18 protein-coding genes and 2 tRNA genes are annotated in these 25,852 nt (G+C 56.3%); 8 read left to right on the forward strand and 12 right to left on the reverse strand.

Annotated features, from left to right (window positions below; genetic code table 11):
• Positions 1 to 39 precede the first annotated feature (39 nt).
• Positions 40 to 591: a SecY-interacting protein gene (syd, locus tag EM595_RS14000; protein WP_067433284.1), complete on the reverse strand. Its 552-nt coding sequence runs from the start codon at positions 589 to 591 to the stop codon at positions 40 to 42.
• Between the two features lie 65 nt (positions 592 to 656).
• Between syd and queF the strand changes: the two genes are divergently transcribed.
• The 3 genes from queF (at position 657) to xni (ending at position 3,825) form a co-directional block, all read left to right on the forward strand.
• Entirely contained in the window at positions 657 to 1,499 is an 843-nt protein-coding gene (queF, locus tag EM595_RS14005; protein ID WP_067433285.1) for an NADPH-dependent 7-cyano-7-deazaguanine reductase QueF, read from the forward strand.
• Between the two features lie 168 nt (positions 1,500 to 1,667).
• A complete protein-coding gene (gene ppnN, locus EM595_RS14010) occupies positions 1,668 to 3,032 on the forward strand; it encodes a nucleotide 5'-monophosphate nucleosidase PpnN (RefSeq protein WP_067433288.1) in 1,365 nt (454 codons plus the stop codon).
• A gap of 37 nt (positions 3,033 to 3,069) precedes the next feature.
• A complete protein-coding gene (xni, locus tag EM595_RS14015; protein WP_067433290.1) occupies positions 3,070 to 3,825 on the forward strand; it encodes a flap endonuclease Xni in 756 nt (251 codons plus the stop codon).
• A 31-nt stretch (positions 3,826 to 3,856) separates the two neighbouring features.
• On the opposite strand, the gene rlmM is transcribed toward xni, so the two are convergent.
• From rlmM to EM595_RS14035, 4 genes are all read right to left on the reverse strand, one after another.
• A complete protein-coding gene (gene rlmM / locus EM595_RS14020; RefSeq protein WP_067433293.1) occupies positions 3,857 to 4,957 on the reverse strand; it encodes a 23S rRNA (cytidine(2498)-2'-O)-methyltransferase RlmM in 1,101 nt (366 codons plus the stop codon).
• A complete protein-coding gene (locus EM595_RS14025; RefSeq protein ID WP_067433297.1) occupies positions 4,950 to 5,345 on the reverse strand; it encodes a DUF423 domain-containing protein in 396 nt (131 codons plus the stop codon). The genes rlmM and EM595_RS14025 overlap by 8 nt, the downstream gene beginning before the upstream one ends.
• A gap of 47 nt (positions 5,346 to 5,392) precedes the next feature.
• Entirely contained in the window at positions 5,393 to 6,310 is a 918-nt protein-coding gene (locus EM595_RS14030) for a transcriptional regulator GcvA (protein ID WP_067433303.1), read from the reverse strand.
• 336 nt (positions 6,311 to 6,646) lie between these two features.
• Positions 6,647 to 6,871 carry a YgdI/YgdR family lipoprotein gene (locus EM595_RS14035; RefSeq protein WP_067433305.1) on the reverse strand — a complete coding sequence of 75 codons (225 nt, stop codon included), beginning with the start codon at positions 6,869 to 6,871 and terminating at the stop codon, positions 6,647 to 6,649.
• 194 nt (positions 6,872 to 7,065) lie between these two features.
• Here EM595_RS14035 and csdA point away from each other — a divergent pair, with 194 nt between their 5' ends.
• Complete coding sequence (gene csdA, locus EM595_RS14040; protein WP_067433307.1) at positions 7,066 to 8,271, forward strand: cysteine desulfurase CsdA; 1,206 nt, start codon at positions 7,066 to 7,068, stop codon at positions 8,269 to 8,271.
• 2 nt (positions 8,272 to 8,273) lie between these two features.
• Complete coding sequence (gene csdE / locus EM595_RS14045; RefSeq protein WP_067433310.1) at positions 8,274 to 8,714, forward strand: cysteine desulfurase sulfur acceptor subunit CsdE; 441 nt, start codon at positions 8,274 to 8,276, stop codon at positions 8,712 to 8,714.
• Here csdE and tcdA read toward each other — a convergent pair.
• Together tcdA and mltA are read right to left on the reverse strand one after the other, a co-directional pair.
• The gene (tcdA, locus tag EM595_RS14050; RefSeq protein WP_067433313.1) at positions 8,711 to 9,517 is read right to left on the reverse strand and encodes a tRNA cyclic N6-threonylcarbamoyladenosine(37) synthase TcdA; all 807 of its coding nucleotides are present in this window, start codon (positions 9,515 to 9,517) and stop codon (positions 8,711 to 8,713) included. The genes csdE and tcdA overlap by 4 nt on opposite strands.
• Before the next feature lie 45 nt (positions 9,518 to 9,562).
• Positions 9,563 to 10,711, reverse strand: a complete 1,149-nt coding sequence (gene mltA / locus EM595_RS14055) for a murein transglycosylase A (RefSeq protein WP_067435497.1) — start codon at positions 10,709 to 10,711, stop codon at positions 9,563 to 9,565.
• Between the two features lie 212 nt (positions 10,712 to 10,923).
• Between mltA and EM595_RS14060 the strand changes: the two genes are divergently transcribed.
• Positions 10,924 to 11,000: transfer RNA gene (locus EM595_RS14060), tRNA-Met, on the forward strand.
• Between the two features lie 60 nt (positions 11,001 to 11,060).
• Positions 11,061 to 11,137, forward strand: a tRNA-Met gene (locus EM595_RS14065).
• A gap of 80 nt (positions 11,138 to 11,217) precedes the next feature.
• Here EM595_RS14065 and amiC read toward each other — a convergent pair.
• Positions 11,218 to 12,456 carry an N-acetylmuramoyl-L-alanine amidase AmiC gene (amiC, locus tag EM595_RS14070; RefSeq protein WP_067433316.1) on the reverse strand — a complete coding sequence of 413 codons (1,239 nt, stop codon included), beginning with the start codon at positions 12,454 to 12,456 and terminating at the stop codon, positions 11,218 to 11,220.
• Positions 12,457 to 12,676: 220 nt separating this feature from the next.
• On the opposite strand from amiC, the gene argA reads away from it, so the two are divergent.
• The gene (gene argA, locus EM595_RS14075; RefSeq protein WP_173645377.1) at positions 12,677 to 14,032 is read left to right on the forward strand and encodes an amino-acid N-acetyltransferase; all 1,356 of its coding nucleotides are present in this window, start codon (positions 12,677 to 12,679) and stop codon (positions 14,030 to 14,032) included.
• 33 nt (positions 14,033 to 14,065) lie between these two features.
• On the opposite strand, the gene recD is transcribed toward argA, so the two are convergent.
• The 4 genes from recD to recC all read right to left on the reverse strand — a co-directional run bounded on the left by recD (position 14,066) and on the right by recC (position 25,826).
• Positions 14,066 to 15,892, reverse strand: a complete 1,827-nt coding sequence (recD, locus tag EM595_RS14080) for an exodeoxyribonuclease V subunit alpha (RefSeq protein WP_067433320.1) — start codon at positions 15,890 to 15,892, stop codon at positions 14,066 to 14,068.
• Complete coding sequence (gene recB, locus EM595_RS14085; RefSeq protein WP_067433323.1) at positions 15,889 to 19,434, reverse strand: exodeoxyribonuclease V subunit beta; 3,546 nt, start codon at positions 19,432 to 19,434, stop codon at positions 15,889 to 15,891. Before recB ends, recD begins: the two co-directional genes overlap by 4 nt.
• Positions 19,431 to 22,319: a pitrilysin gene (gene ptrA, locus EM595_RS14090; RefSeq protein ID WP_067433326.1), complete on the reverse strand. Its 2,889-nt coding sequence runs from the start codon at positions 22,317 to 22,319 to the stop codon at positions 19,431 to 19,433. The genes recB and ptrA overlap by 4 nt, the downstream gene beginning before the upstream one ends.
• A gap of 135 nt (positions 22,320 to 22,454) precedes the next feature.
• On the reverse strand, positions 22,455 to 25,826 hold the full coding sequence (gene recC, locus EM595_RS14095; protein WP_067433329.1) for an exodeoxyribonuclease V subunit gamma: 3,372 nt from the start codon (positions 25,824 to 25,826) through the stop codon (positions 22,455 to 22,457).
• Positions 25,827 to 25,852: the final 26 nt, after the last annotated feature.

The following is a 25,852-nucleotide window of genomic DNA, read 5'->3' on the forward strand; positions in this document are numbered from 1 at the left end:
CTCACAAGCTATGTGCGAGATCTCTTACAAAGCATATAGCTAAAGGCTTACATCTGGCTGGAGGGCATTTAAAAAGGAGGGCACATCTTCAGACAATATCTCACGCTTATTGGTTCCCAACTGTTCAAGAATAACCTCACCGCGGAGATTACACAGCGAAACCACTTCCAGCTCTGAATCTGTGGTCGCGATAAACAGCGTGGGTGACTGCTTCAGCCGGCGCTTCATCACCAGGTGGCCGATCAGGTTTTCCTGTATGCGAATAAAATCGTCCTCGCTCCACACCTGCAACAGCGTAAGCGGGCGCGTACCAAGGCGTGCCGTCATATCACCAGCAAACTGCGTGGTATACCAGGCGGTAATTGCTGGCTGAAGTGCGAGATCGAGAGCATGAGAAACCGCATCAAGGTTCTGCGGCAGTGTAAACGGCTGGGGCTGCCATAAGACGCTCGTCTCACGCGTAGTTATAATACAGGATGAAGGCACGCTGTAAAGCGCTTCGCTCTCTGGCGCATGACCGTATTGCTGCTGCCACTGCTGGCAATAATTTGTTGTAAAATTTCGCAGCGCATTTGCCGTTTCAACCATCATTAATTTTCTCACTCCACAGGGGTACGTTACACTTAACCCCTTATTTCTGATTTTCGGTAACCGTTATGTCTTACGACAACCATCAGGCGCTAAACAGCCTGACGCTGGGCAAGCCCACAGCCTACCACGATATTTATGATGCCAGCCTGTTGCAGGCGGTGCCACGCAGTATGAATCGTGAACCGCTGGGTCTCTATCCCGAGAGCCTGCCCTTTCAGGGCGCCGATATCTGGACGCTGTATGAGCTCTCCTGGCTGAACAGTAAAGGCGTGCCACAGGTAGCGGTCGGCGAAGTGGTTCTGGATGCCAGCAGCCAAAACCTGATTGAATCCAAGAGCTTCAAACTCTACCTTAACAGCTTCAACCAAACCAAATTTGCCGACTGGGGCAGCGTCCGCACCACGCTGGAACGCGATCTCTCCGCCTGTGCGCAGGGCGACGTTAGCGTGGCACTGTTTCGTCTGCAGGAGGTCGAAGGTCAGCCGATTGGGCACATGGCGGGCGTCTGCATTGATGAGCAGGATATCACTATCGATGATTATCAGTTCAACGCTGACTATCTCGACAACGCCACGCGTAGCGAAGTAGTGGAAGAGAGCCTTGTCAGCCATCTGCTGAAATCAAACTGCCTGATTACCAATCAACCAGACTGGGGTTCGGTGATGATTCGTTATCGTGGGCCGCGCATCGATCGCGAAGCATTGCTGCGCTACCTGGTCTCTTTCCGTCATCACAATGAGTTTCATGAGCAGTGCGTTGAGCGCATCTTTAATGATGTACTGCGCTACTGCAAGCCAGAGCAGCTCACGGTTTATGCACGCTACACACGGCGTGGCGGCCTGGATATTAATCCCTGGCGCACCAACACGCCGTTTGTGCCCTGCCGTTCGCGTCTGGTCAGGCAGTAATTGCGAGAAGCCTCGCAGCGCAGTGCGATAGCGTTGTTAAAGCGCTGGCAGGACGGTTAACCTGTTTATCACAGCGGCCTTTTGCCGTCAGAACAAGGATTTCGCTGCCGCGCGTGAATCTCGTCCGGCAGCGACAACTATCACCGAAACGGGTGCAAAGGAGTTTATTTGATTACGCATATCAGCCCTCTTGGCTCAATGGATTTACTTTCGCAGCTTGAAGTCGACATGCTCAAGCGCACCGCCAGCAGCGATCTTTACCAGCTTTTTCGCAACTGTTCGTTGGCCGTCCTGAATTCAGGTAGCCAGACCGACAGCAGTCAGGAGTTGCTGTCGCGCTTCGAGGATTTTGATATCAACGTGCTGCGTCGTGAACGCGGCGTGAAGCTGGAGCTGATTAACCCGCCGGAAGAGGCGTTTGTCGATGGGCGTATTATTCGCTCGCTGCAGGCTAACCTGTTCGCCGTGCTGCGCGATATTCTGTTTGTAAACGGTCAGCTCAGCAGCAATTTGCTGGAAGAACAGCAAGATAACAACGCGTCGGCGTATATCACCAATCAGGTCTTTTCTATTCTGCGCAATGCGCGCGCGCTTCATGTCGGCGAATACCCCAATACCGTGGTGTGCTGGGGCGGCCACTCAATCAATGCGGTGGAATACCAGTATTGCCGCAACGTGGGTTCGCAACTCGGCCTGCGCGAATTAAACATCTGTACCGGCTGTGGGCCGGGCGTGATGGAAGCGCCGATGAAAGGCGCGGCGGTCGGCCATGCTCAGCAGCGCTATAAAGAGAGCCGTTTTATTGGTTTGACCGAGCCTTCAATTATCGCCGCTGAACCGCCTAATCCGCTGGTGAATGAGCTGATTATCATGCCGGACATTGAAAAACGTCTGGAAGCCTTTGTGCGCATTGCGCATGGCATCATTATTTTCCCTGGCGGCGTGGGCACGGCGGAAGAGCTGCTTTATCTGCTGGGCATCATGATGAACCCACACAATAAAGATCAGGTGCTGCCGCTGATTCTGACCGGACCCAAAGAGAGTGCGGATTACTTCCGTGGTCTGGATGATTTTATTGTCAGCACGCTGGGTGAACAGGCTAAACGTCACTACACCATCATCATTGATGACGCCGCTGAAGTGGCGCGCCGCATGAAGCAGGCAATGCCGCAGGTGAAAGAGTATCGCCGCGAAACCGGCGACGCTTACAGTTTTAACTGGTCGATTCGCATCGCTCCCGATCTCCAGCAGCCGTTCCTGCCAACGCACGAGAATATGGCGAACCTTAATCTTTATCCTGACCAGCCTGCGGAACAGCTTGCCGCCGCACTGCGTCGGGCGTTCTCCGGCATCGTGGCAGGTAACGTTAAAGAGATGGGCATTCGCGAAATTCGTGAGAAAGGTCGCTATAAGCTGCACGGCGACGCGGCGATCATGCATCGCATGGATGAGTTGCTGCAGGGCTTTGTCGCGCAGCACCGCATGAAACTGCCGGGCACGGCTTATATCCCGTGCTACGAAATCATCAAATAACCGCAGGCGGGCAGCAGGATGCCGCCCGAAACCGATCATGACTTTTCATCTGTTAATCGTCGATGCGCTGAACCTTATCCGTCGCGTCCACGCCGTGCAGGGTTCCCCCTGCGAAGAGACCTGTGTTGGCGCGCTGCGTCAGCTGCTCAACCATACTCAGCCGACTCATGCCGTGGCGGTTTTTGACGACGATCGCCGTTTACCCGGCTGGCGTCATCGCCTGCTGCCTGATTACAAAGCGGGCCGCCCGGCCATGCCGGACGATTTGCAGCGCGAAATGCCCGCGCTGCGTGCGGCTTTTGAAAAGGTGGGAGTTGCATGCTGGACGGCGAATGAAGATGAGGCTGACGATCTGGCGGCCACGCTGGCGGTGAAAATGGCGGCCCTGGGTCACCGCGCCACCATCGTCTCTACCGATAAAGGCTATTGCCAGCTGCTGGCACCGGCGATTCAGATCCGCGACTATTTTCAGAAGCGCTGGCTGGATATGGCATTTATTGAAAAAGAGTTTGGCGTGGCGCCGCATCAGCTGCCCGACTATTGGGGGCTATGCGGCATCAGCAGCAGCAAGATCCCGGGCGTTGCCGGTATCGGACCAAAAAGCGCGCAGCAGCTATTGCAGCAGTTTGGCTCGCTCGCCGCCATCTGGCAGCAGCTGGAGGCGGTACCCGATAAATGGCGCAATAAGCTGCAGGACCAGCAGGAGATGGCGCAGGTTTGCCGACAGGTGGCAACGTTGCGCGCTGATTTACAGCTGGCAGGCAATTTGAAATCCCTGCGTCTGGCACCCTGAATAGCAGGCTCGGCCTGCTGTTCAGCAACCTTTAGCGCTCGTCGCGACGGCCCGGCGTGGCGCTCCAGATGCGACGGATATGCACCGTCACTTCCTCACGATCGTGATAAAGCTGGCGGGCATGAATTTGTGCGTTGATGCCTTTTTCCTGCAAACGCTCCTGAATCAGCTGCAGGTTCTGCGACACCTCTTCATAGCGCTTTTTCATCGGTAATTTAAGGTTGAAGATCGCCTCACGACACCAGCCATTAACCAGCCAGTCAGCCATCAGGTTCGCCACGCGCACCGGTTTTTCAACCATGTCGCAAACCAGCCAGTAAATGTTGCTGCGCGTTGGGCGATAACGAAAACCATCTTCTTTGTGATGGGTCACCTGGCCGGTGTCCATCAGGCTCTGCGCCATCGGTCCATTATCCACCGAGTGCACCATCATGCTGCGTTTCACCAGCTGATAGGTCCAGCCGCCGGGGCAGGCACCGAGATCCACAGCATACATGCCGCTCGCCAGACGCTCATCCCACTCGTCGGCGGGAATGAAAATATGAAATGCCTCTTCCAGCTTTAACGTTGAACGGCTCGGCGCATCGGACGGAAACTTCAGGCGTGGAATGCCCATAAAGAACGGCGAATTGTTTTCCGGCAGCGAATAGCCGACGTAACAGGTGCCCGGTGCGATAAAGAACACATGCACCACCGGCCGTTTCGCGCTCTCATAGTTGAGCAGGATTTTGTTGGCACGCAGGCTCGCGCGCAGCGGCACGGTAAATTTGCGGCAGAACTTCAGCAGCTCTTTGGCTTCGTTGGTATCGGGCACCTCGACGCGCAGGTCGCCGCCCTTCTCCACCGCTCCGGTCAGCATGCCGGTCACCGGCGTGATGCGATCCTCGCTGGGCAGATCGCGCAGCAGTTCGCCGACCACCACCATCTGACGGGCAAAAATCAACGACTGAAACGGCAGCTCACGCAGCAGCTTCTCCGCTTCACCCTGCTGATAGCATTCAAACAGCACATAACCGGACTGCTCTTTCACGCGAGCAAAGCCGAAGACGTTCCGCTCCGCGGCTTTGGCCGTAATCTCAGCCGCGCACTCTTTCTCAAAGCCGGAACGGCAATACAACAACACTTTATTCATGGCGATCTGCCTTTGTTTTCAGACGCAGCGCGCCAATCAACATCAAAAACCAACCGATAAGCAGGCAAAAGCCGCCAACCGGGGTGATAAATACCAGCATATGCAGGTGAGAGAGCGCCAGACAATAAAGGCTACCGCTGAACAGCACGGTGCCCAATGCCAGCAGCGCGCTGCTCCAGTAAAACCAGATATTTGCCCGACGTAACATCGCGGCAGCGAGGCCCATCATCGCCAGCGTATGGTACGCCTGATACTCAAGACCGGTGTGGATCCACGCCATTTCGGTTGGACCCAGCGATTTGCTCAATACGTGTGCGCCAAAGGCGCCAAACGCCACCAGCAGAAAGCCACTGATGGCGGCAAAGATGAATGTGGCACGACTGGACATCAGACTATCCTCAACACAGCACGCCATCCCGTGGCGCACCGAAATAATTAGTGTTCGTAGCGAAAGCGGAACTTTTCCTGTTCGCTGGCGGCCTTGGCCAGAATCCACTGCCGAAAGGCGGCTATTTTACCCAGTTCTGCCTGGCTGTCATGACAAACCAGATAAAAAGCATTTTTGCTCACCAGCACATCATTAAACGGACAGACCAGTCGGCCCGCTTCCAGCTCGGTTTGCGCCATGACGTTATTGGCCAGCGCAATGCCCTGACCATGAATCGCCGCCTGTAGCACCATGGCGCTGTGGCTGAAGATCGGTCCCTGCTGCACATTGATGTGCTGTAAACCCAACTGGCGCGTATAGGCCTGCCAGTCACGGCGCGAAGCATCATGCAGCAGCGTAACCTGGGCAAGATCGGCAGGCGTTTTCAGTGCGCGATCGCCAATCAGCAGCTGTGGCGAACAGACCGGCAGCAGATATTCGGCATAGAGTTTTTCCACGCGCAGGCCCGGCCAGTTGCCGCGACCATAAAAAATCGCCACGTCGACATCGTCCGCCAGCTTCTCCTCTTCGCGGTCAACCGCCTGGATGCGCACGTCGATGCCCGGATAAGCTGAGTTAAAGCTGGTCAGCCTCGGCACCAGCCACTGAATGGCAAAACTGGGGGGCAAACTGACGGTCAATGCGCCTTTTGCGCTGCGCGCCTGGAGCTTGCGGGTCGCATCATTCAGCGCGGAGAAGATCTCTTTGATATCGAGATAGTAGCTTTGGCCCTCTTCGGTCAGCAGCAGCGAGCGATTGCGCCGCCGAAACAGCTTCAGGCCAAGGAAATCCTCCAGCGATTTAATCTGATGGCTTACCGCAGCCTGAGTAACAAACAGCTCTTCAGCCGCTTTAGTAAAGCTGAGATGTCGGGCTGCGGCGTCAAAAACGCGCAGTGCATTGAGTGGTGGAAGACGCTTAGACATAGTTCCCGCGCAGACGATAGAGGCAAAACCAGATGAACTGGCAAGGTTGCGTTACGTATTAGATTTTTTTATCCGAGGCATTATAAATTGTCCGTTGAGGAAGCTCCAGCAAATACCTATAGTTGCGCCACTTCCGGAGCCGGAACGAAAAGTTTTTGCAGATTTGTGCGAGAGATCGCGGAAAGAAGAGAGACTTTTGGCTTGTGGTTGTGATGTTGTGTTTGCATTTTTGATCTGACATTTTCAGATCTGATTTTTCTTCCTGTAGATTTATCCTGTCTGTCCATAGTGATTTAATACAGCACCGCAAATTGCGGTGCTTTTTTTTTGCTGCGATTACTGTCCGGTTTCAACCATCTCTTTTACGTCTGAACGGTTGATCTGCTGCTTGTTGCCATTGGCATCTTTATAGCTGATCATACCGGTATCGCTATCCACGACTGGCTTGCCATCGGCAACAATGGTGCGTCCGTCATTGGTATGCATCACATAGTTGCTTGAACAGGCAGCCAGGGTAAAAGTCATGGCACACGCGGCTAACACTGCGGCGAATTTTTTCATTTTCTATTTCCTTGTAGATAGATTGCGATAAACCACCCGCTAAATGTGCACGCGAAAAGGAAAAATCCCTTTACAGACAACAGCATTTTGCGGCGGGAAAAAGTTTACACCTTGCATCTAACAGCATAACCCGCTTTTTCAGCTTTGCCAGTTGCTGCGCCATACGTACTGAGTTCCTTACCGACGAGCAGGATATGACACCCTTCAATCCAGTAACATTTCGCAGCCAGTTTCCCGCCCTGCACGATGCTGGCGTTTACCTTGATAGCGCCGCCACCGCCCTGAAACCGCAGGTTGTCATTGATGCGACACAGCAATTTTACAGTCTCAGCGCTGGCACGGTGCATCGTAGCCAGTTCGCGGAGGCGCAAAAACTGACCGCACGTTATGAACAAGCACGTGGCCAGGTCGCCGACCTGATTCATGCTGCCAGCCCGCTGGAGATCGTCTGGACACGCGGCACCACCGATGCGATCAATCTGGTGGCAAACAGCTGGCTGCGCCCTCGATTGCAGCCGGGCGATGAGATTTTGGTTTCCCGCGCAGAGCATCATGCCAATCTGGTGCCGTGGCTGATGCTGGCAGCGCAAACCGGCGCTCGCGTAGTGGAATGGCCGCTGAACGCGCAGCTGCTGCCCGACATGACTCTGCTACCGACGCTGCTAACCGCTAAAACGCGGCTGCTGGCGGTCAGCCAGATGTCTAACGTCACCGGCGGCGGCCCCGATCTCGCGCAGGTGATTGCGCTGGCGCGCAGCGTGGGTGCCAAAGTGATGGTGGATGGCGCGCAGGGCATCGTGCATAACGCGCCCGACGTTCAGCAGCTGGATATCGATTTCTACGCGTTTTCCGGCCACAAGCTTTACGGGCCGATGGGCATCGGCGCACTGTACGGCAAGGCAGCGCTGCTGGAGGAGATGCAACCTTCGCAGGGTGGCGGCAAAATGTTAACCAACGTCAGCTTTACCGGCTTCACGCCGCAGCCGGTGCCGTGGCGCTTTGAAGCGGGCACGCCCAACGTCGCTGGCGTGATTGGCCTGAGCGCAGCGCTGGAATGGCTGCAGACCATCGACCTGGCCGGTGCCGAACGCTGGAGTCAGCAGCTGGCCAGTCAGACAGCTGAACAGCTGGCGCAGATTGCCGGTTATCGCAGCTTTCGCTGTGGCAATTCCAGCCTGCTCTCTTTCACCATTGATAGCGTACACCACAGCGATATCGTCACGCTGCTGGCGGAAAGCGGTATCGCACTGCGCGCCGGTCAGCACTGTGCGCAGCCATTGATGGCGGCGTTAGGCGTGAGCGGCACGCTGCGGGCATCTTTTGCCCCCTATAATAATCAGCAGGACGCAGAGGCGCTGGTTAGCGCGCTGCATCACGCACTGGACATACTGGCAGACTAGAGATGACAACCCTGATTGCACCGCACCCCTTCGGCACCCTGCTCACCCGTGATGCACTGGAGGCGAAATTTGACGCCTGTCGGCTGTGGGAAGAGAAATATCGTCAGCTGATTCAGCTGGGCAAGCAGCTGCCTGCGTTGGCAGAGACGTTAAAAACAGCAGAGATTGAGCTTAGCGGCTGTGAAAATCGCGTCTGGCTGGGCCATCAGCGGCTGACAGACGGCACGCTGCATTTTTACGGTGAGAGTGAAGGACGTATCGTGCGCGGGCTGCTGGCGGTGTTGCTCACCGCGGTTGAGGGTCAAACGCCGGATACGCTGCTGGCGCAGGATCCGCTGCTGATCTTTGATCGCCTTGGGCTGCGTGAGCAGCTCAGCGCCTCACGCAGCAGCGGCCTGCAGGCGCTGGCCGCTGCGGTGATCGCGGCCGCACAAGCGCATTAAGCCTGCGCTGCGCGCTGGCGCGCCAGCAATTTTTTCAGCGCATGCGACACGGCGACAAAGCCAAAGGTCGCCGTCACCATTGTGGCGGCACCGAATCCTGAAGCGCAATCCATGCGTTTTGGCCCCTCTGCGGTGCTGCGTGAAGCGCACACTGAACCATCCGGCTGCGGATACATCAACGCCTCGGTAGAAAACACGCAGTCGATACCCAGTCGGCCTTTGCTGTTCTTCTTGATGCCAAAATCCTGCTTCAGACGCTCACGCAGCTTTGCCGCCAGCGGATCCTGAATGGTTTTTGCCAGATCGCTGACCTGAATTTGCGTGGGATCGATCTGTCCGCCCGCGCCGCCGGTGGTCACCAGCGGAATTTTATTGCGGCGACACCAGGCCAGCAGCGCGGCTTTTGGCCGCACGCTATCGATGGCGTCAATCACGTAGTCAAACGCCGGTGCCATCAGCTCAGCGGTATTGTCTGGCGTAATAAAATCATCAACGCAAATCACGCGGCATTCCGGGTTAATTTCGCGGATGCGTTCCGCCATCACCTCGGTTTTCGCCTTACCGACGTTATCGCGCAGCGCGTGAATTTGTCGGTTGGTGTTGGTGACACAGACGTCATCCATGTCGATCAGCGTCAGCGTGCCAATGCCGGTCCGCGCCAGCGCTTCCGCCGCCCACGAACCCACGCCGCCAATGCCCACCACACAGATGTGCGCATCAGCAAATCGTTGTAGCGCATCCTGACCATACAGGCGCGCCGTACCGCCAAAGCGTTGCCGCCAGGCTTCAGAAATCAGAGTCATAATTACCTTCAGAGGCTGCGGGCAGAAAGCCCGCAGCAGAGAACATTACAGAGCGTTGCCAGAGAGCAGCATACCATTACTTTTTTGCTGGTTGCTGAACAGTAATTGCCCTGCGCCAGGCGCAGAGCGCAGCACCCAAACGCGGCCATAATGGTTATAGAAGCCAGCCATGTGGCCGGCATCGGTGCCAATACCCTGATAGATATCGAAATGCTGTCCTTTAATCGCGCCGCCGACGTCCAGCGCCACCATCAACCGCATCTCATAGCGACCGTTAAACTTCCCTTTCTGATCCAGCAACGGCACTTCTGCCAGCAGCACGGTGCCTGGCGGCAGCAGCGCGCGATCGGCAGCCACGGACGCTTTGGCAACCAATGGCACGGCGCTGGCACCGCGAACCGGCGCAAAGTTTTCCGGCTTGAAGAAAACAAACGACGGGTTAGTTTCCAGCAGCTCGCGCACATCCGCTGCGCTATGCTCTTCCGCCCATTTGCGAATCGCCTGCATCGACATATCTTCGCGCTTCACTTCGCCGCGATCGATCAGCTCTTTACCGATGCTGTGATAACCCCAGCCATTTTTCCCGGCGTAGCCAAAGAAAGTCAGCGGGCGACCATCACCATAATCGACGTAGCCACTGCCCTGCACATCCATCATGAAGTTGTCGATCAGTGAGTTGCTGTAGCCCGCAATATAACGTTCATCGATGGCGCCGCTGTAAATCTGCGCACGGCTGGGCAGTTTTCTTCCTTTACTGCGCGGCGGCATGCGGTAGATCGGATACTGGAATTCACCCTGACGGGTATAGCGCGCCTGCACTACCGGCGTGTAATAGCCGGTGAACTGCACGTTACCGTAATTGTCGACGCCTTCCATCTGGAACGCATCCAGCCCGAACTGGCGAAGCTGACGCGTATCGGCGCCCGCCATCAGCCAGCTTTCCACTGCGCTGTAGGTGCTGCTCTGTCGGGAATAGAGCGATGAGGAGGCGAATTTGATCTGCCCCACCTGATCGCCAAAATCTTTGCCGTTCACCGGTCGTCCCTTGGCGTTAGGCTGATTCACCAGCGCCAGCGGTTGATGCAGTTTTCCGTCTTTATATTGCTGACCGCGATCGGTCGGTTTTGACGAACATCCCGCCAGTAGCGCCAACAGCGCGCCAGTAAATGCAAGCTTTGCCCAACGTCCTTTCATTGCGTTCTCTTTATTGCTGATGGTGGCTGATAAATGCAGGCTGAAGATAGCAAAGAGCCGCGAGGATTTAAACGCATCGCCGGGCCGCAACGAGAAATTGCGCAGAAAAAAATCGTATTGTCGATAAAGCCAACACTCTGTTCCCGTTTGTTAATTTATGCAAAAAAAGGGTTGCGTCATAACGCCGAAAGAGTATAGTGCGCTTCCACGGACGCGGGATGGAGCAGCCTGGTAGCTCGTCGGGCTCATAACCCGAAGGTCGTCGGTTCAAATCCGGCTCCCGCAACCAACTCACGAAAGTGAGCGCAGTAAAGAAACAAGCTGTTGTGATGGAAGCAACAGACACGGACGCGGGATGGAGCAGCCTGGTAGCTCGTCGGGCTCATAACCCGAAGGTCGTCGGTTCAAATCCGGCTCCCGCAACCATTTAAACACCCAATCGGGTGTTTTTTTGTATCTGAAATTCGTCATACCACCTGCCGTTCAGGGCTTCCCTGCCCATCTCACTACTTATGCGCCGCGCCCGATGCCACCCAGGCTTTGATGCCAGCCAGAATCGCCTCTGCCACCTGCTGCTGATAACGCGTGGTGCGCAACTTCCGCTCTTCGGCAACGTTACTGATAAATGCGGTTTCCACCAGAATCGACGGAATGTCCGGCGCTTTCAGCACGGCAAAGCCCGCCTGATCAACAGTGCGCTTGTGCAGATGATTAATTTTTCCCATTCTGGCCAACACCTCTTTACCCAGCTTCAGGCTGTCGGTGATAGTTTGCCGCTGCACCATATCCAGCATGGTGTGATCGAGATAGCGATCGCCGCTCATGCTGACGCCGCCAATCAAATCCGCCTCGTTCTGTGACTGCGCCAGAAAACGCGCTGCGGCTGAGGTCGCACCGCGGGTCGACAGGGCAAACACCGACGAACCGCGCGCCGCCCGGCTGGTAAACGCATCCGCATGGATCGACACAAAGAGATCGGCCCGCTGTTTGCGTGCCTTTGCCACCCGGACTTTTAGCGGAATGAAGACATCTTCGTTGCGCGTCATGTAAGCGCGCATCTTCGGCTCTTTGTCGATCAGCGCCTTGAGCCGCCGTCCGATTTTCAACACGATATCTTTTTCGCGCGTTTTGTATTTGCCGTGTGCGCCCGGATCTTCGCCGCCGTGACCCGGATCGATCATGATCACAATCGGCCTGTCGCGCCCCGCTTTGCCTGGCAGCGGCGCACTGACCGGCTGGGTTTTCTCCAGATCGCCCTGGTTATAATCTTTCAGCAACGCGAGCAAGGGGTCGTCATGCGCCACTTCAGTTTGCGCATAGAGATCGACCACCAGTCGATGGCGAATACCGGCCACTGGCGCCAGGGTGAAGATCTTCGGCGCTACGCTGCGCTTCACCTGAAACACAATGCGCACCGTATTGTGATTAAATTGCCCGACTCGCGCCTCTTCAATAAAGGGATCGTCGCTGCGCACCAGTTTGCTCACGCCTTTCAGCACGTGGTTCAGCTGCGCATGCTCAATGTCGATCACCAGCCGATCGGGATTACTCAGGAAAAATTGCTTATATTTCAGCGGAACCGTCGATTCCAGCGTAACGCGCGTATAAGTTGAGGAAGGCCAGATGCGAATAGCCACCACATGGCTGCTGGCCGCCAGACCATCACGACTGATGGTTAACATCCATGCGGCACCAATGCCTTGCAGTAATCGTCGTCGGGATAAAACAGGGGTTGATTCGGACATGCCACTCCATGCTGCTGTGTACGTCTAAAAAATAGCCAACAGAAAAAAAATCAAAGCGGAACTTTAACGAATCTCAATTTTCAAGTCATCCCAAAATTGCCAGAAAATGCAGGTCGTTAGCGCGGCGGAGCGGAGTTAACCGTTGCGCCGCCAGCAGAATTGGCACTTGCAAAAACCCTCATAAAAGAATAAAAATACAAAAAATACGAATAAAAATGCAATGAGGTTGGCCGTGAAGGAACGTAGTACTGAACTGGTTCAGGGTTTTCGCCATACCGTTCCCTATATCAATGCCCATCGGGGCAAAACCTTTGTCATCATGCTGGGTGGCGAGGCGATCGAGCACGAAAACTTCTCCGGAATCGTCAATGATATTGGCCTGCTGCATAGCCTGGGTATCCGGCTGGTGGTGGTTTATGGTGCACGTCCGCAAATTGATGCTAATCTCGCGGCACATCAGCTTGAGCCGCAATATCACAAACATACGCGCGTTACCGATGCGCAATCGCTTGAGCTGGTCAAGCAGGCCGCCGGGCGTTTGCAGCTCGATATTACCGCCCGCCTTTCAATGAGCCTGAACAATACGCCGCTGCAGGGCGCGCATATTAATGTGGTCAGCGGCAACTTTATTATTGCTCAGCCGCTGGGCGTGGATGACGGCGTGGATTACTGTCACAGTGGCCGTATCCGTCGCATCGATGAAGAGGCGATTCATCGCCAGCTGGACAGCGGCGCTATCGTATTGATGGGACCGGTTGCGGTATCGGTGACCGGCGAAAGTTTTAATCTGACCTCAGAAGAAGTGGCGACACAGCTGGCGATCAAACTTAAGGCAGAGAAGATGATCGGCTTCTGCGCCGAACAGGGCGTCACCAATGATGATGGTGAAATTATCTCTGAGCTCTTTCCTGCCGATGCGCAGCAGCGTATTGACGTGCTGGAAACGCGCCACGACTATCTCTCGGCCACGGTGCGCTTTCTGCGCGGGGCGGTGCGTGCGTGCCGCAGCGGCGTGCGGCGCAGTCATCTCATCAGCTATCAGGAAGATGGCGCGCTGCTGCAGGAGCTGTTTTCACGCGACGGTATCGGCACGCAGATTGTGATGGAATCGGCAGAGCAGGTGCGCCGGGCCACCATCAACGATATTGGCGGTATTCTTGAGCTGATTCGTCCACTGGAGCAGCAGGGTATTCTGGTGCGCCGCTCGCGTGAACAGCTGGAGATGGAGATTGATAAATTCACCATTATTGAGCGTGATAATTTAACCATCGCCTGCGCTGCGCTCTATCCTTTCCCGGAGGAGCAGATTGGTGAAATGGCCTGCGTGGCGGTGCATCCCGATTACCGCAGCTCATCGCGTGGCGAAATGTTGCTGCAACGTGTGGAGATGCAGGCGCGCCAGATGGGCTTGAAAAAACTGTTTGTGCTGACCACGCGCAGTATTCACTGGTTTCAGGAGCGCGGCTTTACGCCGGTCGATATTGAACTACTGCCAGAAAGCAAAAAAGAGATGTACAACTATCAGCGCCGATCCAAGGTGTTGATGGCCGACCTGCGCCAGTCGAGCGCCAGATGATAAAAAAAGGCACCCTGTGAGGTGCCTTTTTTATTAGTCTGCCAGCCGCTCCACCAGCCCACTGCGCCGCTGCGTACGCAGCTGAACCGCCCGGCTGAACACCGTTTTATCGCTGTATAATGTCAGCTGTTTACGCGCGCGAGTGATCGCGGTATAGACCAGTTCCCGCGTCAGCACCGGCAGAAACTGGTTTGGCAGCACCAGTGCCGTGTGATCAAATTCCGATCCCTGCGATTTATGCACGGTCATCGCCCATGCCGTTTCATGCGGTGGCAAACGGCTTGGCTGCACGGCTTTGATCGAGCCATCCGGCAGCGGAAAGAAGACCTTCAGCGCGCCTTCACTGTCATACATGGCTACGCCGATATCGCCGTTGAACAGGCCAAGCGCCCGATCGTTGCGGGCGATCATGACCGGACGCCCCGCATACCATTTGCCGGCGCTGAGCGGCTTATCCAGTAGCCGTTTACGCATCAGCGTTTGTACGATGCGCTCATTGAGCCCGGCGACCCCAAACGGCCCTTCACGCAGCGCGCACAGCAGCTGATAGCGACCAAATGCCTCCAGCACCGCTGCAGGCTCTGCCTTCTGCCGCAATAGCTGCACATAATCGTGATAGCCGGTAACCACCTCATCCAGCATCTGCTGATAGCTGTCGGCATCAGCCAGATCAACACGCTGAAGATCGGTAAATCCGCGCTGAAATACCTGCTCTGCTTCAACGGTATCGCCTGCATTGACCGCGCTGGCCAGCTGACCGATGCCTGACTTCGCGTCAAAACGATAGCTTTTTCGCAGCAGACAAATGCTGTCGCGCACCGCTGACACGCTATTGTCGTCAATGCCTTCAACCTTGCAGCCGGTCAGGGCACTAAGCAGCCGCGCACGTTCCACGCTGTAACCCGCTTCGGCGCAGCGGCAGATATCACCCAGCACTGCGCCCGCTTCTACGGATGCCAGCTGATCGCGATCGCCAAGAAAAATCACCCGCGCATGAGTAGGCAGCGCGGCGATCAGGTTAGCCATCATCGGCAAATCCACCATTGAGGCTTCATCGACCACCAGCACATCAAGGTGCAACGGGTTGCCGGCATGATAGCGCAGGCGCTGGCTGTCTGGCTGTGCGCCCAACAGGCGATGCAGCGTGGTCGCTTCGGCGGGAAAGCGCTGCCGCTCTTCTTCGCTGACCGGCAAGCCCTGTAGTGCCTTACCCAGCGATTCCGTCAGCCGCGCCGCCGCTTTGCCGGTCGGTGCGGCAAGCTGAATGCGTAACTTGCCGCCTTCCAGACGGATCATCGCCGCCAGCAGCCTGGCAACGGTGGTGGTCTTACCGGTGCCAGGCCCGCCGGAAATTACCGCGGTTTTTCGGGTCAGCGCCACCGCAGCGGCAATTTTCTGCCAGTCCTGCTCCGCTTCGCCAAACAGCGCATCCAGCACCTGGCGCATGCGTGTGGGATCGGCTTCCTCTGTAGCGGGCGGTGTGGCGATAAATGACGCCACATGACCTTCACTGCGCCACATACGATTCAGGTAAAGACGCTCGCCGCTGAGCACCAGCGGTGCCGGTGATGAGCCATCGCTGACCGCTGGATGTTGCGCCAGCAGATCGCGCCACGCCGTCGGCGCGCCCGCTTTTTGCCACAGGGCACGCGCCAGTTCAGGATGTCGTCCGGCAAACAGGTTATCGACCGTGAGATGCGCCAGCGGCAGACACACATGGCCAGCGCCCGCTTCGGCACTGAGCCAGGCAGCGGCCAGCATCAAAGCAGGCTGCTGTTCGTTAGCCACCATACGGGCGAACTGTACATCAAGCGGCCGCAACAGGCGTTTGGTCAGCGCTTCAATCAACAGGTTATTCATGCTAACTCCACGTCGGTACCGGCAAAAAGCCGATCCAGCGATGTAATCAAATGCGCGTCAGGGCGGGTATAAAAGATGCCGTTATCCGATGCGCTACCATCAATGCCGCGCAAAAAGAGATAGAAGACCCCGCCAAAATGACGTTGATAGTCATAATCGGGCAAACGGTGCCGCAGATATCGATGCAGCGCAAGGCTGTAGAGCTGATACTGCAAATCGTAGCGATGAGAAATCATCGCCTGTGCCATCGCGGTTTGCGTATAGGCTTCGCTCTGCTCACCCAGCCAATTTGATTTGTAATCGAGCAGGTAATATTTCCCCTGCCAGCAAAACACCAGGTCAATAAAGCCTTTCAACATGCCCTGCACCTGACGGAAATCGAGTGGGGGTGCGGCCGCCGACAGCGGATCGTAGTGACGAATCACGCGATCGAGACGATCCGCGGTAAGCATCGCCGAGATAGGCAGATAGAATTCCAGTTCCACCTGACGCTGCTTAGCCGACAGCTGGCGTAACTCAATACCCTCTTCGCCTAACGGTGCTGCCAGCACGCGCTCGGTCCAGCTTTGTAACACCGGCAGCCAGCTCAACGGATAACCCTGCTCTTCCAGCTGCTGGCCCAGCCAGCTTTCGGCAACCGGCTGGGTAAAGTCTATCTGCTCAAACAGGCCATGCAGAAAGGTGCCCGGCGAGGCACCGCGCGGAAAGTGATGCGGTGTCAGCGCCGGTTCGATCACCGCCGATGCATCGCCCACCGCGTCGATATCGAAACGCGGCATCAGATCCAGCGCCACGGTGGGCCCATGCTGCTGCAACGCCGAATAACTGGTTACGCGCCAGTTATCATTTAGCGTGCGGCTCAAACGCAGGCTGCCCAGCGCGCTGCTGGCCGGACGCTCAGGCCGCCATATTTGATCTTCCGGTGCCGGTTCGCTGACCAGCGCCACGTTGTCATTACACATCTGCGTTAAATAATGCATTAACTGACCAGCATCGGCGGCCTCGCCCTGCTGCACCAGATAACCCAGCGCGCTTTTGTGCAGATCGCTGGCACCCTCTTTTTTACGATTGCCTTTTACCAGCGGCGCGATACCGACGCTGCAGTGCCAGACCGCACGCGTCAGCGCCACATAAAGCAGGCGCAAATCTTCCGCCAGACGCTCCTGCTCGGCCAGTTGCTGGCTCTCTTCGCCACCGCGCAGATCAAGCAGCGGCTGAAAAGTTTGCCGATCGTGATAGACCGCGGCGCTGCTTGCTTCACGAAAATTTGCGATAAACGGCAGCCAGACCAACGGATATTCCAGCCCTTTGGATTTATGTACCGTGACGATCTGCACCAGATGACGATCGCTCTCCAGACGCAGCTGCTGATTGCTGGCCTGGCTGTTGGGCTGCTCAATCTGCTGCGCAAGAAAACGCAACACAGCGTGCGGGCTGTCGAGCTGCGCTGAGGCTTCCTGCAGCAGTTCGCCGAGGTGCATCAGATCGGTCAGACGCCGCTCGCCGCTTTCCGACGCCAGCAAATTTTCTGCCAGCTGACGTTTCACCATCATATCGCGCAGCATAGGCAGCAGGCCGCGCTGCTGCCAGAGGCGCTGCCAGTTGGCAAACTCGTCCACCAGCGCATCCCATGCCTGCTCATCGCGGCTCAGCCGATCGATGGCGGCGGCATCCAGCCCTAAGATACTGGTTGCCAACGCGCTGCGTAAGGTTCGCTCATGCTCTGGCATCAGCACCGCCTGCAGCAGCCAGAGCAGTTCGCGCGCCTCCGGAGTGGTGTAGACGCTGTCGCGATTGGAAAGGTAAACCGAGGGAATATTGTAATGATTGAGCGCTTCACGCATGACCGTGGCTTCGCTGCGGCTGCGTACCAGAATAGCGATATCGGATGCCTGCACCGGACGCAGGTCGCCTTGCTTGCCGATCATCGCACTCCGCTGCTGTCCGCCCTGCAACCAGCTGCAAATCTCGCTGGCGCACTGCAGCGCCATATATTGCTGATAGTCGCTGACGCCGACGCCTTCGCCTGGCTGCAGCAGAAACCGTAAGGCGGGCTGTGCCTGACCGTTGATCTCGAAGCGCAGCCCGGCGTTTCTGGCCGCGGCGTTAACCGGCAGAAAGGGAATCTGCTCGAATAAAAACGGGTTTTCCAGCCGCGAAAACAGCTGATTCACGCTGGCAATCATCGCAGGAGAAGAGCGCCAGTTAGTATCCATGGTGTAGTGTGCGCTCACTTCAGAGCGTGCATGCATATAGGTGAAGATATCGGCACCGCGAAACGCGTAAATCGCCTGTTTGGGATCGCCGATCAACAGCAGCGCATGCTCAGGTTGCTGCGCGTAGATTTTACGGAATATACGGTACTGTTGCGGATCGGTATCCTGGAATTCATCGATCAGCGCAACCGGAAAACGGCTGCGAATGGTCTGCGCCAGTAACGCGTTATCTTCATGCTGCAGCGCCTCATCAAGCCGACTGAGCAGATCGTCAAAGCCCAGCAGCGCGCGCAGCTTTTTCTCTTTGCGCGTCATGATGCGAATTTCCTGCAGCGCGCGGGCGATGATCAGATCGCGCAGCGACAGCGGCTCAGCCAGAAAGTCTTCAATGGCGCTAAACAGCGCATGTATCGGCGGCGCGCCCTTTTTGGTTTTCTCATGCAGCGTGCTTTGCTGAAATCGCTCCAGCTCTTTGGGCACACTATACGTTTTGGTTTCCTGTTGCGCCCACTCGCCGATTTTTTCCAGCCAAACCGGCAGGTTTTTACTGCTGTAGCTGCGTTTATCAACGCCGGATTCGTGAATCAATCCATGCAGTGAATCGGCCGCTTCTCGCCACTGCGCTTTGATAGCGACGATACGGGCAATCAGCTTTTCATGTCGCACGGCGAGGGTTTCATCCTCCGCAGGCGGATGCTTGAGCGACGGCGACTCGCCCTGCAGCCAGGGCATCAGGGTAGTCAGCAGCTGCACCGGGCCGGTCCACTCTTCGGCGATCACCTGCGCAATGTCCATCGACAGCGGATAGCAGTGGCGACGCCAGAAATCTGCCGCGGCCTGGCGCAGCAGATGCTGCTCGTCTTCAATCAGCTGCTGGTCAAACAGCATGCCGGATTCAAAGGCGTTCAGGTTGAGCATGCGCTGACAGAAACCGTGGATGGTGAAAATGGCGGCCTCATCCATTTGCCGTTCTGCCGCCAGCAGCAAATTAGCCGCGTCGCTGAGATCTGCGATTTCTGCCATCAGCGCGGCTAATTGAAGATTGCTGCTGCTGCCGCGAACGCAGGCAATGCGCAGCTCGTGAATATTGGCGCGAATACGGCCGCGCAGCTCAGCGGTGGCCGCCTCGGTAAAGGTCACCACCAGGATCTCCTCAACCGATAACGGTCGGAAGTAGCCGTGTTCGCCACCATGCCCTAACAGCAGCCGCAAATAGAGCAGCCCGATGGTAAAGGTTTTGCCAGTTCCCGCGGATGCCTCAATTAATCGTTCATCACGCAGCGGCAAGGTCAGCGGATTAAGCGGCCAGGCAACCTGTTCGCTCATTGCAGCGCACTCTTAACCGGCATCGACTGCTGCAAGTCAGACAGCGCCGCCCAGGTGTGATAATCAGGCAAGATGGCGTAATCTGCCGCGCCCTGATGGCTGCCTGAAACCTGCGACATCATGGTCAGGCCATTTTGGGCGATAACCGCCTGATGGAAGAAATCCGCCAGTGAAGCGGGCGTAACCTGTTTGATCTGTTCTACTGCTTTTTCACGCGTATCGAACTGATAATTTTCCCGGTCAAAATCTTTGCTGTAACGTCCAGCCTCTTCGTCCAGCGTCTGCGGGCGTTGCTGCAGATCGTTGATCATCGCCAGCTGATACTGTGCAAAATCTTTCTGCTGCATGTCACGCAGACGCTTTTCCGCCTGCGGATAAAAAGCCTGATAGCGCTGTAACAAATAAGCGGGCTGCTTAACGTTGCTTTGTAACAGGAAGCCAATACCCCACTGACGGCCTATCGGCATCTGAAACGCGAACACCGCATAACCCAGCTGTTCTTCAGTGCGCAGCTGATTGTAAAACCACGGCTGGATAATCTGGCTGATCATCGAACTGTGCGCGATGCCCTGATACTCGTTGTAACCCAGTGGCGCATAGAGCGCGGCCAGCGCCGAATCAGTGCTGCTGCCTGGCTGCTGCAGGTTGGCTTTAATCGGTTTATCGAAGGCGATGTGCTCACTGTGCCACCAGCCGTCGCCCTGGCAGCCCAACTGTTTTTTCAGTTCGGTGGCAAGAGCGGTCACGCTGTCGGCACGCATATTACCGATGACCATCATTTCAGGCGTCGCCTGCTGGATCAGCTGCTGGCGATAGTGCTGCAGGTCGTCCAGCGTCAGCGTTTTTATCACTTCGCGACGTTCGCTACGCTGGGTATAAGGCAGGCGCGACAACATTTGTGCCGGTTGAATCGCCTGCTCAAAGGCTTTGCCGCGATCGGCGGCATCAAGCTGCTGCAGGTAAAACGACTTCGCTTGGGCAAACTGCGCCTCATCGGGCTGATAGCTGATATAGCCATGCAACATCTGTTGCATCAGCGCTGGCAGATGCTGTGTAAAGCCGCTGGCGTTAAACATGATGCCGTCATCTTCGCTGCTGGAAAAGCTGATCCCCGCGACGTTAGCCTGCGAGTTAAGCTCATCCAGCGCCAGGCCAGCCAGGTAATCGTTTAGGCCAAACAGTACCTGGCTGCGCGCATCGCGCATCGCCGCTTTATTACGTAATGCCAGGGTGATATTGGCTTTTGGCTCACTGGCAAAATAGCGGCTCGGCATATAGAACACGCGCAGGCCCGGCTGGTTTACCAGCTCCTGCGGATGAATATAGGCTTTCTCAAGCGGCGGAATCAGGCTGAAATCATCGGGAATATAGGGGTTTAGCGTGGGCATGGCCAGATGCATGTCATCAGACATCTTTTGCCACTGCGCAAATTTTTCGCTGCTAATCTTATCAACCTGATAAGGCGCATCGACAAAATAGGCGACTTTATTGTGCGGCTCTTTCTCGCCGATATACCAGATACGCGCATGCTGCGGCGTCATCATGGCGAGCCGGGCATTGATCGCCTCGGCATCATACCGATCGGCCAGATAAGGCGCATCGAGCGTGTGCGCTACCGGCACGCGCAGCATCAGGTCAACCAGCCATTCGATATAGCCCATATCGCGGGTTATCGACGGATAACGGAAATCGATATTCAGCACCTTGGCTACCTCATCGAAGTAGCGTTTATCCACGCCCTGCTGACGCAGCAGGTTGATATAGCTGAACACCGCGGCAACGACTTTATCGCGCTCCAGCATGCCTTTGTCGGTAAGGTTAACGGAAATAGCAAACAGACCGCCATTGCGATCGATAACCGGATCGGCTCCGGCATTAATTGCGTCCGCGAGTCCCTGCTTTTGCAGCCAGTCTGACAGCGTATCGCGACTGCGATTACCCAGTAAGTAAGCGATCAGCGTGTCGCTTTTGGTGCGAAATTTATCGCTGTTATTATCGATACGAAACTCAATTTTCAGCTGCTTGCGCGGCTGCGCAGGCACGTAATGAATGATGATTCCCTGCTGTGCATCGGTTGCCGCGGGTACGCTGATCGCCGGCACGCTGGCCTGACGATTGGGCACGCGACCAAAGGTATCGGCAGCGATGTGAGCCATTTCCGGCAGCGGGCGATTACTGTAAATCACCGCTTTCATCAGGTTGGCGGAATAGTGCTGCTGATAAAACTGCTTCAGGGTGTCCAGCAATTTGCTGTCCGGCTTGTCGCGCAGCGTATCCAGATTGCCGCCGGAAAAGCGCGAGCCCGGATGGGCCGGATTCAGGGTTTCGGCGCCCACTTGCTGCATGCGCAGGCCATCGCGGGCACGCGCCATAGTCAGCTCGGCGTTAACCGCATTGCGTTCACGCTCAACGTTAATGGGATCGAGTCGCGGCGCAGCAATGGCATCCGCTAAACGATCCACCGCCGGTGCCAGCGCATCGTTTTCTACTTCAAGATAAAAAGCGGTGCGATAAGAGGCGGTGCTCGCATTGTGGCTGCCGCCATGCATTTTCAGGAATTCCGCGAGGTTATCAGGCTGGGGATAGCGCGCAGACCCCATCAGCACCATGTGCTCCAGGAAGTGCGCCAAACCGAGTTGCGAGTCAGGATCGTCCAGCGAACCAATCGGCAGGGTCAGTGCCGCCAGTGATTTGGGTGCCTGTACATCGGAAACCAGCATGACCGTCATACCGTTATCCAGGCGAATCGCCTGATATTGACGGGTATCTTTATCGCTTTTATTGATGGTTTCATTGATGGGTTGCCAGCCATCGGCAGCGCGCGCGCTGATTGCAACCAGGGAACAACATAACAGACTGATAATCCAGACAGCGTTCTTGCGCATTACAACCTCTTCTTAACCCTGGCATTACCCGGCGCTGTGCCACCGGGCAATAAAGTACAACAAACCGACAAAACGTTATAAAGTCACATTACAACAACCTGCTGGCGATGTCCGCTATTGTGTAAGAAATACTGTTTATTCGTCCAGCCGCGCCTGACGTAACGGCAGTAGCCAGCGTGTTGCCTGGCGGGTGATTTCCACAATGTGCTCTTCATCCAGTTGACGAATCAGCCGTTGCAGATAGGGATCGCTGCCCTCACCTTCTACCTGATAATTTCCGCTCCACGCCAGCAGCAGTTTGCCTCGCGCTTTCGCCAGGGTTGCATCGTCGCTCAGCAACTGACCCGATTTTTCATCAAAGCACGCTTCAAGCCAGGCGCCGCCGCTGGCGGGTAGCAGCAGTAAAGGCTGGCTCATGCCCTGCTTAAAACCGATAACGTACGCTTCAAGCTGCTGTTTCGCCACTTCCGCCGGAAGCGCTGCAAACTGCCAGGCGCTCTGTTTGCGGCCAAACATTCGGCTGTTCCCCGTGCCGCCAAGCGCGCAATAGATCAGGTGTTCCAGCCAAAGAATCAGACCATCTTTTAGCGTCAGTACGCCGGGACGCCAGCGTAACAGGCCATCGTCCTGCACCTGCGCCAGCCAGCCGGTTAGCTCAACGCCATCCACCGGCAAGGCAATTTCCCAACTGCTGCTGCTGCGACGATGGGACTTAACCTGCTCTGCCAGCTCCAGCATCTCCTCCTGCTGCCCGCGCCAGAACAGCTCACCAAAGGCGCCATAGGGCAAGGCGCCAGCAGCACGGTAATGCGCAAACAGCTGCTCACTGTCCTGATCCTCAATCAGCGCATTGAGCAGCTGCGCGTTGATCTGATAGCGATCCAGCGTTTCGATCACAAAGGGTTCGGCGTCCGGTAGCTCGCTGGACTCCAGCGCAAAGCTCACGCCCAGCCGTTGAGTAAAGAAAGCACGCACCGGATGACGCCAGAAGCTCAGCAGCTGCTCTGCGGTTATCTGGGTTAATTCTGGCGCTGGCAATGGCTGAATAAAGTCAGGATGTGGCTTACCGGCAGCACTGGCCGCGGGCAGCCACTCAGCGGCAAAGCTGCGAAACTCTTTTTCCACCGCAAAGTTGTCGGCGTCAAAAGGTGTGCGGCTGTGCAGATGATGCAAATGTCGACTGACCTTGCGGGCGCTGCTGTCAACGTCCAGCGCTTCATCACCCTGCAAACAGAAGCTCTGGGTAATGTAATCGGTCAACTCGGTGACCAGCACCGACGGAAAACGCTCGCTGTTATCCTGAATCGATCGGCCAATGTAGCTGATATAGAGCTGTTGCTGCGCAGAGAGCAAGGCTTCAAGAAAAAGGTAGCGGTCATCATCGCGGCGGCTGCGATCGCCTTTTTGCGGCTGCTGGCTCATCAGGTCAAAACCCAGCGGCGGTAACGTGCGTGGATAAACGCCATCGTTCATCCCTAACAGGCAGACCACCTTAAAAGGAATAGAACGCATCGGCATCAGCGTACAGAAGTTCACTGGCCCGGCGAGGAAACGCTGGCTGATGCGCTGCTGATCGAGTCGCGAAGTCAGTTCATCACGCAGCAGCGTTATCGGCACCGGCGCGCTGTAGCTCACCTCAATGCCAAAATTGATGCACTGCTTCCACTGCTCTTCGATAAGCGCCAGCGCAACCTCGGTGTCCGCATCGGCGGCAAAAAAATCGTCGAGTATTTCCCGACAGAGCGGCAGCCATTCGGTCAGAATGCGCGGCGCACGGAGCCGTTGACGCCACTGGTTGAGCTGCATCAGTAAATCGGCAAGGTTGCCCGCCAACTCGGCTATCAGTCCGCTGGACTCGTCATAAGGCAGAATACCCTGCCAGTCGCCATGATGGCTCTCCATCGCGTACCCCAGCAGCATGCGCGTGATGCCGAACCGCCAGGTGTGCTGCCCGGTAGCGGGCAGTTCAAGCTCACGTACGTTCTCGTCATCCAGCCCCCATCGCACGCCCGATTCTGCCACCCAGCGCCGCAAACGGCGTAAGCCATCCTCATCAATAGAAAAACGCGCCGCCAGCGACGGCACTTCCAGCAGGGCCAGCACCTCTTCAGAGGCAAAGCGGCTGTCGGGCAGCGCCAGTAGCGTCAGGAATGCCTGAATCGCCGGGTGCGCCTGACTGGCGCGCCGATCTGAGAGCGCAAACGGCAGGTAACGCTCGGGTGGCGCGCTGCCGAAAACGGCCTGGATAAAGGGTGAATAGGCGTCAATGTCCGCCACCATTACGATGATGTCGTGCGGCGTCAAAGCCGGATCGGCTTCCATCATCGACAGCAGGCGATCCTGCAAAACTTCAACTTCACGCTGCGGGCTGTGGCAGACATGAATCACGACGGAGCGATCGTCAGCACGCAGCAGGCGCTTGTTGTGGCTGCTGTCCAGCTCCTGTGCGGTCAGGCCGATGCGCGCATGATCTTCCAACTCCAGCAGGTCGTGCTGCATGGCGTGCAGCAGATTATCCTCGCCGACATCGACAAAGGCATCCACCTCATTGGCTTCCATTTGCGCCAGCAGAAACAGATTGTCGCGGCCCAGCTTGCCCCATGAGGCAAGCAGCGGATTAGTGAGCTGCTGCTCACCCAGCTCATTGAACAGTACGCTGGCATCGGCCGGTTCACGAAACAGGCCGCGTTCGCTTTGAGTCTGATAAACGCGCCGCTGGCGGCTTTGTAGCCGTGCCAGAAACGCATAATCCTGGATATCGCCCCAGTAATGACGGCAGGGATTGGTGAACAGCAGATGGATATCGATGTGTTTGCCCAGCGCCTTTAATGCCTGCAGATAAACCGGCGGCAGGGCTGAAATTCCGCAGATAAACACACGTTCCGGCAGGTTTGCAGGTCGCTCATTGCTGTTTTCCAGCGTGCGGATAAAGCGTGAATAGAGGTTGGCACGATGCCACTCGGGTTGCCCGAGCGCCGCGGTATAGCGCACCAGCTCTGCCCATAATGGCGCCTGCCAGCGCTGCACGTCGCCCAGCCCGTCTACTAACTCGCCTTTTTCCCAACGGTTAAGCCATTCCGCCCGATAAACCAGATACTGGTCAAAAAGATCGGCTACCCGTGAAGCAAGCTGGAATAATTTTCGCTGGTCGCCATCGTCATGTAAATAACTGCGTAACGAAACAAACTCTTCGTGATGCAGCATTTCCGGCAGGATGGACATCAGCTTCCAGCCCATGCTCGCTTTATTGAAGGCGCTGACCTCGGGGATGCCCGGCAGCACACGGACAAACATCTCCCAGATAAATGAGGCGGGCAGCGGAAAGTGCAGGTTAGCAGCAATGCCAAAACGCTCGGCAAGCTGCATCTGTAGCCACTGCGCCATGCCCGGGCTCTGCACCAGCACCACTTCCTGCTGAAAAGGGTCGCTTAACGGTTTATTTTCAATGAGATAGCCAGCCAGCGCTTGTAGCATATCAAGCTGATTGGAATGGTAAACCGTAAACATGGAGACTCCTGTTTTGTGCTGCCGGA

The organism is Duffyella gerundensis (assembly GCF_001517405.1).
Lineage (GTDB): Bacteria > Pseudomonadota > Gammaproteobacteria > Enterobacterales > Enterobacteriaceae > Duffyella > Duffyella gerundensis.

Bases quoted from the DNA above. Each gene is read 5' to 3' on its own strand.
- amiC (WP_067433316.1), bottom strand. From the start codon at position 12,456: ATGTCCGAATCAACCCCTGTTTTATCCCGACGACGATTACTGCAAGGC.
- tcdA (WP_067433313.1), bottom strand. From the start codon at position 9,517: ATGACTCTGATTTCTGAAGCCTGGCGGCAACGCTTTGGCGGTACGGCG.
- csdE (WP_067433310.1), top strand. From the start codon at position 8,274: ATGACAACCCTGATTGCACCGCACCCCTTCGGCACCCTGCTCACCCGT.
- EM595_RS14035 (WP_067433305.1), bottom strand. From the start codon at position 6,871: ATGAAAAAATTCGCCGCAGTGTTAGCCGCGTGTGCCATGACTTTTACC.
- syd (WP_067433284.1), bottom strand. From the start codon at position 591: ATGATGGTTGAAACGGCAAATGCGCTGCGAAATTTTACAACAAATTAT.
- recB (WP_067433323.1), bottom strand. From the start codon at position 19,434: ATGAGCGAACAGGTTGCCTGGCCGCTTAATCCGCTGACCTTGCCGCTG.
- xni (WP_067433290.1), top strand. From the start codon at position 3,070: ATGACTTTTCATCTGTTAATCGTCGATGCGCTGAACCTTATCCGTCGC.
- rlmM (WP_067433293.1), bottom strand. From the start codon at position 4,957: ATGAATAAAGTGTTGTTGTATTGCCGTTCCGGCTTTGAGAAAGAGTGC.
- mltA (WP_067435497.1), bottom strand. From the start codon at position 10,711: ATGAAAGGACGTTGGGCAAAGCTTGCATTTACTGGCGCGCTGTTGGCG.
- recD (WP_067433320.1), bottom strand. From the start codon at position 15,892: ATGAATAACCTGTTGATTGAAGCGCTGACCAAACGCCTGTTGCGGCCG.
- EM595_RS14030 (WP_067433303.1), bottom strand. From the start codon at position 6,310: ATGTCTAAGCGTCTTCCACCACTCAATGCACTGCGCGTTTTTGACGCC.
- EM595_RS14025 (WP_067433297.1), bottom strand. From the start codon at position 5,345: ATGTCCAGTCGTGCCACATTCATCTTTGCCGCCATCAGTGGCTTTCTG.
- queF (WP_067433285.1), top strand. From the start codon at position 657: ATGTCTTACGACAACCATCAGGCGCTAAACAGCCTGACGCTGGGCAAG.
- argA (WP_173645377.1), top strand. From the start codon at position 12,677: ATGAGGTTGGCCGTGAAGGAACGTAGTACTGAACTGGTTCAGGGTTTT.
- recC (WP_067433329.1), bottom strand. From the start codon at position 25,826: ATGTTTACGGTTTACCATTCCAATCAGCTTGATATGCTACAAGCGCTG.
- csdA (WP_067433307.1), top strand. From the start codon at position 7,066: ATGACACCCTTCAATCCAGTAACATTTCGCAGCCAGTTTCCCGCCCTG.
- ptrA (WP_067433326.1), bottom strand. From the start codon at position 22,319: ATGCGCAAGAACGCTGTCTGGATTATCAGTCTGTTATGTTGTTCCCTG.